Below are 12,877 nucleotides of genomic sequence, written 5' to 3'. Positions count from 1 at the left end.
CGGCGGCGGCCAGGTCGCCCAGCGCCGTCTGCCGGCCCTCATCAGGGCGGGCGCGGACATCCACCTCGTGTCCCCGTCCGCCACCCCCTCGGTCGAGGCCATGGCGGACGCGGGCGAACTGACCTGGACCAGGCGCCCGTACGAACCGGGCGACCTCGCGGAGGCCTGGTACGTGCTGATCGCCACCCGCGATCCCGAGGCGAACACCGCGGCCTCGGCCGAGGCGGAGGCGCACCGCGTGTGGTGCGTCCGCTCGGACGACGCGGACGCGGCGACGGCCTGGACCCCGGCGACGGGCCACAGCGAGGGCGTCACGGTGGCCGTCCTGACCACCGACGCCAAGGGCCGCGACCCCCGCCACACCGCCGCCGTCCGCGACGCGGTGGTCGAGGGGCTCCGCGACGGCACCCTCGTGGCACCCCACCACCGCACCCGCACGCCCGGCGTCGCCCTGGTCGGCGGCGGCCCCGGTGACCCGGACCTGATCACCGTTCGTGGCCGCCGCCTCCTCGCCGAGGCCGACGTGGTCATCGCCGACCGCCTGGGCCCGCGCGACCTGCTCGCCGAACTGCCGCCCCATGTCGAGGTGATCGACGCGGCGAAGATCCCGTACGGCCGTTTCATGGCCCAGGAAGCCATCAACAACGCGCTCATCGAGCACGCGCAGCAGGGCAAGGCGGTGGTCCGGCTGAAGGGCGGCGACCCCTTCGTCTTCGGCCGCGGCATGGAGGAGGCCCAGGCGCTGGCCGAGGCGGGCATCTCCTGCACGGTCGTCCCGGGCATCTCCAGCTCGATCTCCGTGCCGGGCGCGGCGGGCATCCCGGTCACGCACCGCGGGGTCGCCCACGAGTTCACGGTCGTCAGCGGCCATGTCGCCCCCGACGACGAACGCTCCCTGGTCGACTGGGCCGCGCTCGCCAAGCTCCGCGGCACCCTGGTCGTCCTGATGGGCGTGGACAAGATCGGCGCCATCGCCCGTACGCTCATGGACAACGGCAAGGCGGCCGGCACTCCCGTGGCACTGGTCCAGGAAGGCACGACCGCGGCGCAGCGGCGTGTCGACGCGACCCTCGCGACGGTCGCCGAGACCGTCCGTGCCGAGGAGGTGCGGCCCCCGGCGGTCATCGTCATCGGCGAGGTGGTGACCGTGGGTACGGACGGCTCGTTCGAGACAACTGAGTAACCCGGGGTAACCCACCCGTTCCCAGCCGTTGGCACCGCACTCAGGACAAGGCAGTATCACCCTGTGGCCGATCTCATCACCGTCGAGGACCCAGCCGACCCGCGCCTGCGTGACTACACAGGCCTGACCGACGTGGAGCTGCGCCGCAAGCGCGAACCGGCCGAGGGCCTGTTCATCGCCGAGGGCGAGAAGGTCATCAGACGGGCCAAGGACGCCGGTTACGAGATGCGCTCGATGCTGCTGTCCGCCAAGTGGGTCGACGTCATGCGCGACGTCATCGACGAACTCCCGGCCCCGGTCTACGCGGTCAGCCCGGACCTCGCCGAACAGGTCACCGGCTACCACGTGCACCGCGGCGCGCTCGCCTCCATGCAGCGCAAACCGCTGCCGACCCCCGGCGACCTGCTCCGGACGGCCCGCCGGGTCGTCGTCATGGAGTCGGTCAACGACCACACCAACATCGGCGCGATCTTCCGCTCCGCCGCAGCCCTCGGCATGGACGCGGTACTGCTCTCGCCGGACTGCGCGGACCCCCTGTACCGGCGTTCGGTGAAGGTCTCCATGGGCGCCGTCTTCGCGGTCCCGTACGCACGTCTGGACTCCTGGCCCAAGGGGCTTGAGTCGGTCAGGGAGGCGGGCTTCGGCCTGCTCGCGCTCACCCCGGACGAGAAGGCCAAGACCCTCGACGAGGTGGCCCCGCACCGGATGGACCGGGTCGCCCTGATGCTCGGCGCGGAGGGCGACGGCCTGTCCACCCAGGCGCTGGTGGCCGCCGACGAATGGGTCCGCATCCCGATGGCGCACGGCGTCGACTCGCTCAACGTCGGCGCGGCGGCCGCGGTCGCGTTCTACGCGGTGGCGACGGGCAGACCGCAGAGCTGACGGGAGCGTGCCCCGTCAGGGGCGCGGGGAACTGCGCGCTCAGCCACGATCCTCCCGCAGGCGGCGAACAACGCTCACCCGCTCTGACCGATTCCCCTCTGACCGATCCCGCTCTGACCGATCCCGCTCGGTTGTCCGGACGACTGTTCTTGCCCCTGCCGCGCATCGCCGCCGCCCACGCTCCCGCGATCAAGCCCCCGGGCGGGCCCCTGGCACCCCTGCGCCGCCGCGATGGCCAGCGCCACCAGCAGCGTCACCACCACGAACACGAACAGCCGCTGCCTGAGCAGCCGGGGATTGGCGGGCCGCCGCCCGGTCCCGGTGGTCCGCGGCCCCGGACGCCCCGTCCCGCTGCGGGGCGCACCGGACCGGCTGCCGGGTCCCGACCGCGTCGAGTTGCCCCGCGAGGGGGCCGGGCGCGCCCCGGACCGCGGCGCGGTGCCGTTGCCGCGCGGCGCCGGAGTGCCCTGCGTACGCCGCTGGGTGCGCTGCTCCGGATAGTCGTCGGTGAGCCGTCCGGTCGGCCGGTCGGCCTCCGCGGCCCGGGAAGCGGGCGGCCGGCTTTCGCCCATGCCCTGCGCCTCCCGCGTCGCGATCTCCTTGAGCCGCAACGACAACTGCAGCGTGCTGGGCCGTTCCTCGGGATCCTTCGCCAGACAGGCTCGTACCAGCGGAGCCAGCGAGTCCGGCACCCCGTGCAGCTGCGGCTCCTCGTGCACCACTCGGTAGAGCATCACCTCGGAACTGCCGTGTCCGAAGGGCGAGTCCTGCGTCGCGGCGTACGCCAGCGTGGCGCCGAGCGCGAACACGTCCGTGGCCGGAGTGACGGCGGCGCCCCGCACCTGCTCGGGCGCGAGGAAGCCGGGCGACCCCACGGCCGTACCGACGTGCGTGAGCGTGCTCGCGCCCGTCGACCAGGCGATGCCGAAGTCGATGATGCGCGGCCCCTTGGGGGACAGCAGGATGTTCGACGGCTTCAGGTCCCGGTGGACCACCCCGGCCTCGTGCACGGCGACGAGCCCCTCGGAGAGGGCGGCGCCGACGGCCGCGACCTCGGACGCGAAGAGCGGGCCGTCCTCGGTGACCTTGTCGTGCAGAGAGGGCCCGGGGACGTACTGCGTGGCGAACCAGGGCCGTTCGGCGTCCAGGTCCGCGGCGACGAGCCGCGCCGTGCACCCGCCCCGGATCCTGCGCGCCGCCGACACCTCACGGGCGAAACGCGACCGGAACTCCTGGTCCTCCGCGAGGTCGGGCCTGATCACCTTCAGCGCGACCCGCTGGCCACGCCGGTCGGAGCCCAGATAGACCACGCCCATCCCGCCCGCGCCGAGCCGTCGGTGAAGCCTGAACGAGCCGACGACACGCGGGTCCTCGCGCCTCAGGCGCATCATCGCCATGTCCATCCCCGCTGCCCGGTCCGTTTGACGAGCCACAGCTTACGTTTCCGCGGCGGGGCGCGCGCAGAGGCCGCGCCCTCGCGGCCCGACCGATTGTCAGTGCCGGGTGGGAAACTTGAGAGGTGGTCAGGGGACTGGGGGAGTCGGGCGGCGTCGCGTCGCGCGAATCCCCAACCGTTCGTCACAGAAGGGGGATTGGACCCGTGAAGGGTGATCGCGTGGAGATAGTGGTCGACGCGGGGGACACGACCCGTACGTACGAGGTGGTGGCCAGTCGTGCGGGCCGCCGGGTGGAGACGGCGGTCCGCAGGGGAGTGGTCGAAGTGAGCGAAGTCACCCGTAGCGGATCGGTCGTCCGTACGGCCCGTTTCATGGCCACCAGGGTGCTCGCACTCGTCGAACAACCGGTGCCGAGAGAGGACAGCTCGGAACAGACCGGACGTCCCCTCCGGGAAACCCCCGAGACCTAGGAGCTCCTCTCCACCCAGGGGAGTACTCCACAGGTGATCGCTCATCCTCCGGGAGGCCCGGCAATAGGTACGAGGGCATGACGACCTGGACGCGCCTCACGCCTAGATTTGTTGTCAAGCGGCGGGTGCAGCACTCGTCCCCCGAGGTCAGACACCCGCCGCTGCCAGACCAGTACAAGCACAAGCTTCACAAGAGAACGGTCAGGAGAGGGACCATGGCGGACACAGCATCGCGGACGATGATCCGCACGCAGGGACGCAAGGCGTACACCGCCGCGTTCGGTTCCAGCCGGTCCGGTCACCGCCACCCCTTGGTGGCGACAGCCATGGTCCTCCCTCTGGCCACCCTGCTCGTAGTCGTCTTCGGCGGCTGGGAAGCAGTGGTCACACAGGCGTCGTCCGTGGGCGTGATGCTGGGGCGCTGAGCGGCGCCCCAGGCCCGGAAGAGCGGTCCGGGCGGGGACATCCGGCCATGAAACCCCGTGGGGACGGGGGTGCGGCGGACGGCAAGAAATGCGGGCGCAGCTGGGGAGCTGCGCCCGCATTGCCGTTTATTGCGCCTGAACCGGCACCGCTTTCGCGTACCAAATCGCTCGCCGTTGTGGTTTCTCAATTGATGGTTGCGGTTCGGGGGCTGTTGGGGTCTGCGTACGCTTTGCGAGGGGCGGGGGCGAAGCTGTACGACCTGAGGGGGATCTCGGAGTGACTGCGAACGGGCTGTTGCCGGTGCTCAGTGCCAAGGTGCGGGGCGCGGTGCATCCGGCGGCGGGCGCGTGTGTCTGCGGTACGGGGGACTCCGTGCTGGCCGACCGGCCCGACGGCACCGTCGTCCGGCATGCGGGAACCGTGGCGAAGGCGCACGCCGCCGACACCGAACTCACCGCACTCGCGGCGCGGATGGCCGTGGCTGCGCATCCCGCGTTCGGCGGCATCCTCCTGCCGCCGCTCAGGCCGGGCGCGGTCGAACTCCACGGCCGGCCGGTCACCTTCTGGCCCTACGGCACTCCCGTGGACCGGGACGACCCGGATGCCGCTCCCTGGGAGGAGGCCGCCGGCCTTCTCGCGCGGCTCCACCGGACGCCCGACGCCGTACTCCCGTCCGGCCTGCCGCCCATGCGCGGCCCCGCGAAGGCGGCCCGCGCCATCGCCCGCCTCCGGGCGGCAGGGCCGCACCCGGCGGCCGCACCGGTACTGCGTGCCTGGGCCGTTCTTCCGGCGTGGGCGCGGGACGAGGCCCCGATGCCGGACGTACGTGTACGCGCGCTGTGCCACGGAGACCTCCACCTGGGCCAGTTGGTGCGGGCGGCGGGCGGCGACTGGCTGCTCATCGACATCGACGACCTCGGTCTCGGTGACCCCGCCTGGGACCTGGCCCGCCCCGCGGCCTGGTTCGCCTGCGGTCTCCTGCCGCCCGACGAGTGGGACCGCTTCCTGACCGCGTACCGGAAGGCGGGTGGCCCGGCCGTCCCCGCGGACAGCGATCCCTGGCCGGCCCTCGATGTGCCGGCCCGCGCGCTGACCGCACAGACCGCGGCCCTGGCGATCGCCAAGTCCGTAGCGGCGGAGCGCCCGTTGGACGAGGTCGAAACGTCCGTGATCGACGCGTGTGACCGAATGGCCGCGCACCCGCCCGGGTTGGCGGGAGGATACGCGACGTAGGGTGCAACCGACCGAAGCCGGACGGAGTCTGTCCTGGCGGAAGCAGTACCGACCGGCGAGGAGTTGAGCCGAGCATGCAGTGTCCGAAGTGCCATGCGCCGATGCACACGTACAACCGCAATGGTGTCCAGATCGAGCAGTGCAGCGGCTGCCGCGGGATATTTCTCGACTACGGCGAGCTGGAGTCGCTGACCCGGCTGGAGGGCCAGTACGCGCAGCCCGCGCCGCCGCCCCCGGGCGCCCCGCAGGCCTACCCGTCCGCACCCGCACCCGCCTGGGGCGCTCCGCAGGGCGGCCACGGCGGTCACGGCGGGCATGGCGGTCAATACGGCCACCACCGCCAGAAGAGCTTCGGCCGCATGCTCTTCTCCTCCTGACCGGCCCGCTCCTCCCGCCCGGCGCGACCGGGCGGGAGGAGCGGCACCGAGGAACGACGAAGCCCCCGACCGTACGAGACGGTCGGGGGCTTTCGGCTGTGCGCGATACTGGGATTGAACCAGTGACCTCTTCCGTGTCAGGGAAGCGCTCTCCCGCTGAGCTAATCGCGCGGGCGGCTTGTTCGTGCCGTTGGAGAGATATTGACATGCCGCTGGCCTGCATCGCAAATCCGTTGGCGTCCGTGGACGTTCGCCGTTGTGCGCGGCGGTTGTCACGCAGTCGGTCCCCTGGCGAGACGCTGACCTGCGCGAACCTGGGAGGCCCGCCAATGCTCCCCGTTGTTCCCCTTACGCGGCCGGTGGGCGGCCTCACGCGAAGTCGCCCCAGCGGGAGTGATCCGCTGTCGTCAACCGTGGATGCCGTGGATGCCAGGGGGAGCGATCACACGTACGGCGTGGGGGCGGTAGTCGTCGCGGCTGTGCTCGGCCTCGTAGCCGAGCGTCGTCAGCATGGCGATGATGGCCGTCGCCATGTGCTGGTAGGTCTGGCTTGCCGCCTTCAAGAGAGGGTCCGAGAGAGGGCCGTCGGCCTGCCCGCGCCGGAGGGCAGCCCGGACCTCGTCCTGCGTGCGGGTGTGGAGTTGCCAGTGAAGCCAGACGCCGCCCCCGGCATCATCGAGATCGTCCAACTCGATCTCAAGGCCACCCCCTTCCGCCGCCGTCACACCGCGTTCATCGGCAGGGTGGACGGTCAGACCTGAGGCCGACAGATCCTGTCGTACTCGCTCGGCGAGCTGACACCGGCGGCTGATCTCGTCGGGTGTGGCTTTCTTCGGCCCGAAGGTGTTCTCTGAGTCCACGGCGCGCACGTTACCGAGCGGCCGGCGGAGCGACTTCGGCCGGGAGCTGCTTCGGGACGGGGCGAGTGGCCATGGTCCTGTAAGCGAGTTTGTCGCTCGCCACGCTCCCTCACTGGACACGCACCAGGGGCCGTCTCCCATTACTGGGAAACGGCCCCTGGCCTGTGTGGACGATACTGGGATTGAACCAGTGACCTCTTCCGTGTCAGGGAAGCGCTCTCCCGCTGAGCTAATCGTCCTTGGAGGTGGAGACGGGATTTGAACCCGTGTAGACGGCTTTGCAGGCCGTTGCCTCGCCTCTCGGCCACTCCACCAGGAGTGCGGGGGTCGGGAAGATCCCCCACTTCCTGCGAGCGGACGACCAGGTTCGAACTGGCGACCTCAACCTTGGCAAGGTTGCGCTCTACCAACTGAGCTACGTCCGCTTGTCGTTTCCGGCCCGCTCACGCGACCCGGCGACGTGTTGAACTCTAGCGGATACCGGGGCCAGCACAAAAACGCGTTTGTGCAGCGTGCTGCGTTACGCCCGCGCCAGGACACGGTCGGGGCACCCGCCGGCCACCCCCCATAGACTCGTAGCCGTGCAGGACCTCCCAGCTCTCGCCCGCTTCGGCGGCCTCGTCGCGACCGGCCTCCTCGATGTCACCGGCGACCCCGCGGCTCTGGACTCCGGCGGCTTCTGGGCCGTCAGCGCGGACTTCGAGGGGCGAGTGGTCTGCGCCCGTTTCGCGGACGTGCGGCGCGAGAGCGTGTCCGCGCCGGTGCCGGGACAGTGGCGCGGACCCGCGGCCGGTGACTGGACGTCCTCGCTCGACCGCGCCGCGTACACGGCGGGCGTACGCCGCATACGCGAGCACATCGCGGCCGGCGAGGTGTACCAGGCGAACCTCTGCCGGGTCCTGTCGGCGACCGTCGCGCCGGACGCCGACGTCGACGCGTTGACCGCCCTGCTGGCCCGCGGCAACCCGGCACCGTACGCCGGAACGATTCGCCTGCCCGGTCACGGCGTCGAGATCGCCACCGCGTCACCGGAACTCTTCCTGCGCCGGACCGGCCGTGTCGTCGAGTCGGGTCCGATCAAGGGCACCGGGCGCACCGAGGCGGACCTGCTGGCGAAGGACCACGCCGAGAACGTGATGATCGTGGACCTGGTGCGCAACGACCTGGGCCGCGTGTGCGCCCCGGGCACCGTGACCGTGCCCGATCTGTGCGTCGTCGAGAAGCACCCGGGGCTCGTCCACCTCGTCTCCACCGTCCGCGGTGAACTGCGCGAGGGTGTGGGCTGGCCGGAGCTGCTGAACGCGGCCTTCCCGCCCGGATCCGTCACCGGTGCCCCCAAGTCCAGCGCCCTGCGGATCATCGAGGCACTGGAGAGAGCGCCCCGGGGGCCGTACTGCGGCGGCATCGGCTGGGTCGACGCCGACCGCGGTACCGGGGAACTGGCCGTCGGTATCCGCACCTTCTGGATCGACCGGGCCGCAGGCGTACTGCGCTTCGGCACCGGCGCGGGCATCACCTGGGGCTCGGAGCCCCAGCGTGAGTGGGAGGAGACCGAGCTGAAGGCCGCCCGGCTGCTCGCGGTAGCGTCGGGGGAGTACCCGGGGGCGTACGACACGGATGGGGCGCCACGCCCGGACGGCCCCGGGACCCCCGGCCGGAAAAGCACGTCGGGTCGGGGAACCGGCACGTTCTCGCGAGGTGAGGTTCAGTGAAGATCTGGCTCGACGGCGGGCTGCAGGACAGCGAGTCGGCCCGTGTCTCCGTCTTCGACCACGGGCTGACCGTGGGCGACGGCGTTTTCGAGACCGTGAAGGCGGTCGACGGCCGTCCGTTCGCGCTCACCCGCCACCTCGACCGGCTGGCACGCTCGGCGAGCGGTCTCGGGCTGCCCGAGCCCGACCGTGACGAGGTGCGCAGTGCCTGCGCGGCCGTCCTGGACGCCAATCCGATGCGGCTCGGCCGCCTGCGGATCACGTACACCGGGGGCCATGGGCCGCTCGGCTCGGACCGTGGCGAGCAAGGGCCGACCCTGGTCGTGGCCCTGGGTGAGTCCGGCCGCCGTCCCGACTCCACCGCCGTGATCACCGTCCCCTGGACCCGCAACGAGCGCGGCGCGCTGACGGGCCTCAAGACCACGTCGTACGCCGAGAACGTCGTCGCCCTCGCCCGTGCGCGCGAACACGGCGGGTCCGAGGCGCTGTTCGCGAACACGGTCGGGCAGCTCTGCGAGGGCACGGGCTCCAACGTCTTCGTCGTCCTCGACGGCGAGATCCACACCCCGCCCGTCGCCTCCGGGTGCCTCGCGGGCATCACGCGCGCGCTCACCGTCGAGTGGACCGGCGCCAAGGAGACCGACCTTCCGCTGGACGTCCTGGAGCGGGCCGAGGAGGTCTTCCTGACCTCGACACTGCGTGACGTGCAGGCCGTGCACCGGGTCGACGGCCGCGAACTGCCCGGCGCACCGGGCGCGGTGACCGCCAAGGCCATGCGGATCTTCGACGAGCGTGCGGGCGACGACGTCGATCCGTGATCCGGCGGTGGGCCGGCTCCCGAGTCGGCCCGCGGCTGATCGCTCGCCGGGCCCGGCGGCCGAATTCGTTGGCGTGAACCGGTGCGGAGGGGTACAACACCCCTGATGACCACCACTCTGCGGCCGACCGAGCCGCTTCAGCGCGACGCCGACGGCGCGCTGTCACGCCACTACGCGGTGTGCGTGAACAGCCGTCCCGTGGGCGCGATACACCTCGCCACGCACCCCGCCTTCGGGTCGTCGGTGGCCCAGGTCCGTCAACTGAGCATCGAGGAGCCGGACCGGGGGCGCGGCCGGGGCACCGTGGCCGCGCTCGCCGCGGAGGAGGTGGCGCGGGGCTGGGGCTGCGGGCGGATCGAGGTGTCGGTACCCGCCGGCTCGGCGGCGGCCCTGCGACTGACGACGGCCCTCGGCTACGTGGTGCGCAACCGCCACATGGAGAAGCGGCTCGGCGACACCCCGCCCGAACTGGCCGCAGGCAGCAGCGGACGCCCCATGACGGAGGCCGAGTTCGAGACCTGGGTGGCAAAGGCCCAGGAGGACTATGCCCAGGAGTGGATCACCCGGGGGGTGCCCGAGGCCGAGGCCAGGGCCAAGGCCGAACGGGACCACGCCACCGAACTGCCGGACGGACTCGGCACCGCGGACACGGACCTCAGCGTCCTGGAGCACGAGGGCACCGCGGTGGGCTTCCTGTGGCTGGGGACCCGCGACGGCTGGGCGTTCGTCTTCGACGTCGAGGCCGAGGAGAGATACCGGGGCCGGGGGCACGGCCGTTCGCTGATGCTGCTGGCGGAGGTACAGGCGGCCGCAGCCGGACGCGTCGGTGTCCGGCTGAACGTCTTCGCCGGCAACACCCCGGCCGAGCGGCTCTACGAGTCACTCGGCTACGAGACGACCGTGTACCACCTCTACAAGGATCTGGCGTAGCGGACCTGAGGTGTGTGGGTGGAGGACCTGCGGTCAAAGGCCGGAGGGCTCCTGCTCGGCCAGCAACCGGTCCACGATCTCCTCGACGCGCTCGCGCAGTCCCTCCTGGTTCTTGCCGCCGTCGAGGCGCTCACCGTCGATGACGTACGTCGGGACGCCGGTGACGCCGATGGCCTTGCCCTCGGCCTGGTCGGCGTCGACGATCAGGATGTGCCGGCCGTCGATGAGGGCCGTGTCGAACTCCTCGGCGTCCAGGCCGAGCCCGCGGGCCACCTCGATGAGAAGCGCCTCCCCCTGGCGGTCCAGCTCCTGTACGCGCTCCAGCACGGCCTCGACGTACGGCCAGGCCTTGCCCTGTTCCGCGGCCTCCTCGGCGGCCTGCGCGGCCGCGAACGCGTGCTTGTGCTTCTCCAGGGGGAAGTGCCGCAGCCGCAGCTCCAGCCGGTCGCCGTAGCGGGCGCGCAGCGCGCGCAGGTCGTCGAGGGCGCTGCGGCAGTCCGGGCACTGGAGTTCGCACCAGACGTCCAGGACGGGGACGGCGGGGCGGGCGGGGGAGGAGTCACTCATGGGACCAGTCTCCCAGCCGGCGCCGCCCGGCCCAACCGGGACCCGAGGGCGACCCTGGGCGACCCGATTCGGCCCACACCTCAGGAGGACCCGACCCGGAGATGTCCCTGAGGTCTCCCCGGACCATGGCAAGCCGGGCATGCGGCGGTGCAGGATGGAAGGGACGAAGCGCTCCCGCCCGAACCCGCCGCCATGCCTGGAGGACCGGATGATTGCCGAGACCGTCTGTTCCGCCGTCGCCGCGGCAGGCCTGGGCATCGCCGTGGTCACCGCGTACCGCAAGCGATTCCTCGCGGCGGCCCGCCTTGCCGCGTACTCACTGGTCCCGCTCGGTCTGGTGATGACCGGAGCCGTCGAGTGGGCGGTCGAGACCGCCTTCAGCCCGACGGCCTGGGCCGGCTTCGGCGTGCTCGGGGGAGCCTGGCTGCTGTTCATGACCACGCGCGCCGTGGAGCGGCGTACCGGCGGGACCCGCAAGGAGCGCAAGGCGGCCCGTGCCGCACAGCGCGAGGCGGTGGCCCCGGCGGCCTCGGCACCCTCGCTGGGCCCGGCGACCGCCCGCCCGGCGGCCCGCCCTGCGGCCAAGCCCCGCAAGGCCGAGTCGGCGGACGACTTCAGCGACATCGAGGCCATCCTGAAGAAGCACGGGATATGAAGCACGGGGCAGGAAGCGCAGAGCAGGCAGGAAGCACACGGCAGGACGGAATGTGAGGAAACCGCGGCTCGTGATGGCACGGGCACCGGCTTTCTGAGTCCACCCGGCGAGCCGGTTGGACACGCGACCGGCCCCGACGCGCCCGCCTATCCCAGATCGTGGAACGCTGTGTCACGGATTTCGGCTAACTCCCCCATATTTCGGGCGTGTTGATCGCGTCGGGACTCTCGGCTGCGTCATCATCGCCGCGAGATGCTGGACACAACCCAAAGCGACACCGCAGTTCCTCCCGAGGAGCGGCGGGGTTGTCTCTTCGCGCTTTCCCAGCCACCGCTGATGATCTTCCTTGCGGTGATCGGCTGTCTGCTGCTCATGGCATCGCTGCACGATCTGCTGCTGCTCTGAGCCGTACGCGGAGTCCCTGGCGCCACCCGCCGAGGACTCCGTCAGCCCGCCGCTTCCTTGCGCCGCGCCCGGTACGCGGCCACATGGAGGCGATTTCCGCAGGTGCGACTGTCGCAGTAGCGACGGGAGCGGTTGCGGGAGAGATCGACGAAGGCGCGTCGGCAGTCCGGTGCCTCACAGCGGCGCAGCCGCTCCTGTTCCCCCGCCACCACGAAGAAGGCCAGCGCCATGCCGCAGTCCGCGGCGAGGTGGTCGGCGACGGACGCGCCGGGCGCGAAGTAGTGCACGTGCCAGTCGTAGCCGTCGTGGTTCGTGAGGCGAGGCGTGGTGCCCGCGGCGGCGACCAGCTCGTTGATGAGCGTCGCGGCGGCCCGCGCGTCGGGGGCCGCGAAGACGGCGGCGAAGCGCCCCCGGATCCGGCGCATCGCCGATAGATCGAGTTCGGACAGCGTCCCGACATCGCTCATGTCGTGCTTTCGTACGAAATCGTGCAGTGCCGCGAGGTTCGCGAGTCCGTCCGTGACGTCGTCCTCCGGTGCGGTGTTCACCAGATCGACCACGGTGTCGAGGGCGCACCGGGTGTCGTGGGTGATCAGCACGTTTCGCTCCCTGGCCTGGGGGTCGGGCGGTGGCGGATGCCCGTCGGTGCTGGCCGATGCTAGCGGCTTCCCGGCACGGGGGATCGGAGCAGTCTGTACGGAGGGCGCCCGGAGCCGCCTGCGTGAGGGCGCCCGGAGCGGAGACGGCCTGTGCGCTCGGGAGCCACCCAGGTGCCGCGCTCGGGCGCGTGCGGGGCACTGAGGTCGCTCCTTGCGGCGGACCTCGGCTGGGGGCCCAGGGCGCACGTCTCGGCGCCGCCCCGAGCGTCGGGTGCGGCTGTCGGTGGCGCAGCGCCGGGCTTCTCGTGGCTCCGGCCTCCTGGGCTCCGGCTTGGAAATCTCCGGCGCCGAGACGTGCGCCCT

The 12,877-nt window shown here is 71.7% G+C and carries 15 protein-coding genes and 4 tRNA genes; 11 read left to right on the top strand and 8 right to left on the bottom strand.

What is annotated here, in order from left to right; genetic code table 11:
- On the top strand, positions 1 to 1,183 hold a 1,183-nt coding region (gene cobA / locus AOK01_RS12515; protein ID WP_055511049.1), incomplete at its 5' end, for a uroporphyrinogen-III C-methyltransferase.
- 63 nt (positions 1,184 to 1,246) lie between these two features.
- Positions 1,247 to 2,065, top strand: coding sequence for a TrmH family RNA methyltransferase (locus tag AOK01_RS12510; RefSeq protein ID WP_055511048.1), 819 nt, complete (start codon positions 1,247 to 1,249; stop codon positions 2,063 to 2,065).
- A gap of 74 nt (positions 2,066 to 2,139) precedes the next feature.
- Here AOK01_RS12510 and AOK01_RS12505 read toward each other — a convergent pair whose 3' ends face one another.
- Positions 2,140 to 3,468 carry a serine/threonine-protein kinase gene (locus AOK01_RS12505; RefSeq protein ID WP_055511047.1) on the bottom strand — a complete coding sequence of 443 codons (1,329 nt, stop codon included), beginning with the start codon at positions 3,466 to 3,468 and terminating at the stop codon, positions 2,140 to 2,142.
- Between the two features lie 197 nt (positions 3,469 to 3,665).
- Between AOK01_RS12505 and AOK01_RS12500 the strand changes: the two genes are divergently transcribed.
- The 4 genes from AOK01_RS12500 to AOK01_RS12485 all read left to right on the top strand — a co-directional run bounded on the left by AOK01_RS12500 (position 3,666) and on the right by AOK01_RS12485 (position 5,968).
- Positions 3,666 to 3,932 (top strand): hypothetical protein, encoded by a 267-nt coding sequence (locus tag AOK01_RS12500; protein WP_055511046.1) that lies wholly within the window; start codon positions 3,666 to 3,668, stop codon positions 3,930 to 3,932.
- 215 nt (positions 3,933 to 4,147) lie between these two features.
- The gene (locus AOK01_RS12495) at positions 4,148 to 4,357 is read left to right on the top strand and encodes a hypothetical protein (RefSeq protein ID WP_055511045.1); all 210 of its coding nucleotides are present in this window, start codon (positions 4,148 to 4,150) and stop codon (positions 4,355 to 4,357) included.
- Between the two features lie 277 nt (positions 4,358 to 4,634).
- On the top strand, positions 4,635 to 5,591 hold the full coding sequence (locus AOK01_RS12490) for an aminoglycoside phosphotransferase family protein (RefSeq protein WP_055511044.1): 957 nt from the start codon (positions 4,635 to 4,637) through the stop codon (positions 5,589 to 5,591).
- 74 nt (positions 5,592 to 5,665) lie between these two features.
- Positions 5,666 to 5,968 carry a TFIIB-type zinc ribbon-containing protein gene (locus AOK01_RS12485; RefSeq protein ID WP_055511043.1) on the top strand — a complete coding sequence of 101 codons (303 nt, stop codon included), beginning with the start codon at positions 5,666 to 5,668 and terminating at the stop codon, positions 5,966 to 5,968.
- Positions 5,969 to 6,067: 99 nt separating this feature from the next.
- Here AOK01_RS12485 and AOK01_RS12480 read toward each other — a convergent pair.
- From AOK01_RS12480 to AOK01_RS12460, 5 genes are all read right to left on the bottom strand, one after another.
- Positions 6,068 to 6,139: transfer RNA gene (locus AOK01_RS12480), tRNA-Val, on the bottom strand.
- Between the two features lie 236 nt (positions 6,140 to 6,375).
- Positions 6,376 to 6,837, bottom strand: coding sequence for a hypothetical protein (locus AOK01_RS12475; RefSeq protein WP_169800125.1), 462 nt, complete (start codon positions 6,835 to 6,837; stop codon positions 6,376 to 6,378).
- Positions 6,838 to 6,995: 158 nt separating this feature from the next.
- Positions 6,996 to 7,067: transfer RNA gene (locus AOK01_RS12470), tRNA-Val, on the bottom strand.
- Between the two features lies 1 nt (position 7,068).
- Positions 7,069 to 7,142: transfer RNA gene (locus tag AOK01_RS12465), tRNA-Cys, on the bottom strand.
- Positions 7,143 to 7,180: 38 nt separating this feature from the next.
- Positions 7,181 to 7,253, bottom strand: a tRNA-Gly gene (locus AOK01_RS12460).
- Positions 7,254 to 7,409: 156 nt separating this feature from the next.
- On the opposite strand from AOK01_RS12460, the gene AOK01_RS12455 reads away from it, so the two are divergent.
- From AOK01_RS12455 to AOK01_RS12445, 3 genes are all read left to right on the top strand, one after another.
- Positions 7,410 to 8,540, top strand: coding sequence for a chorismate-binding protein (locus AOK01_RS12455; protein WP_079103373.1), 1,131 nt, complete (start codon positions 7,410 to 7,412; stop codon positions 8,538 to 8,540).
- A complete protein-coding gene (locus tag AOK01_RS12450) occupies positions 8,537 to 9,358 on the top strand; it encodes an aminotransferase class IV (RefSeq protein WP_055511041.1) in 822 nt (273 codons plus the stop codon). Before AOK01_RS12455 ends, AOK01_RS12450 begins: the two co-directional genes overlap by 4 nt.
- 105 nt (positions 9,359 to 9,463) lie before the next feature.
- Entirely contained in the window at positions 9,464 to 10,288 is an 825-nt protein-coding gene (locus AOK01_RS12445) for a GNAT family N-acetyltransferase (RefSeq protein ID WP_213862093.1), read from the top strand.
- 33 nt (positions 10,289 to 10,321) lie between these two features.
- Here AOK01_RS12445 and AOK01_RS12440 read toward each other — a convergent pair whose 3' ends face one another.
- Positions 10,322 to 10,855, bottom strand: coding sequence for a DsbA family protein (locus AOK01_RS12440; protein WP_055511040.1), 534 nt, complete (start codon positions 10,853 to 10,855; stop codon positions 10,322 to 10,324).
- A gap of 208 nt (positions 10,856 to 11,063) precedes the next feature.
- Here AOK01_RS12440 and AOK01_RS12435 point away from each other — a divergent pair, with 208 nt between their 5' ends.
- Together AOK01_RS12435 and AOK01_RS44070 are read left to right on the top strand one after the other, a co-directional pair.
- Complete coding sequence (locus tag AOK01_RS12435; protein ID WP_055511039.1) at positions 11,064 to 11,510, top strand: hypothetical protein; 447 nt, start codon at positions 11,064 to 11,066, stop codon at positions 11,508 to 11,510.
- Positions 11,511 to 11,762: 252 nt separating this feature from the next.
- Positions 11,763 to 11,915, top strand: coding sequence for a hypothetical protein (locus AOK01_RS44070; protein ID WP_169800124.1), 153 nt, complete (start codon positions 11,763 to 11,765; stop codon positions 11,913 to 11,915).
- Positions 11,916 to 11,956: 41 nt separating this feature from the next.
- Here the strand turns inward: AOK01_RS44070 and AOK01_RS12430 are convergent, their stop codons facing one another.
- Positions 11,957 to 12,514, bottom strand: coding sequence for a CGNR zinc finger domain-containing protein (locus tag AOK01_RS12430; RefSeq protein WP_055511038.1), 558 nt, complete (start codon positions 12,512 to 12,514; stop codon positions 11,957 to 11,959).
- Between the last annotated feature and the right edge of the window lie 363 nt (positions 12,515 to 12,877).

Source organism: Streptomyces aurantiacus, assembly GCF_001418335.1.
GTDB lineage: Bacteria > Actinomycetota > Actinomycetes > Streptomycetales > Streptomycetaceae > Streptomyces > Streptomyces aurantiacus.
This window is presented reverse-complemented; position numbering and strand designations above follow the sequence as displayed.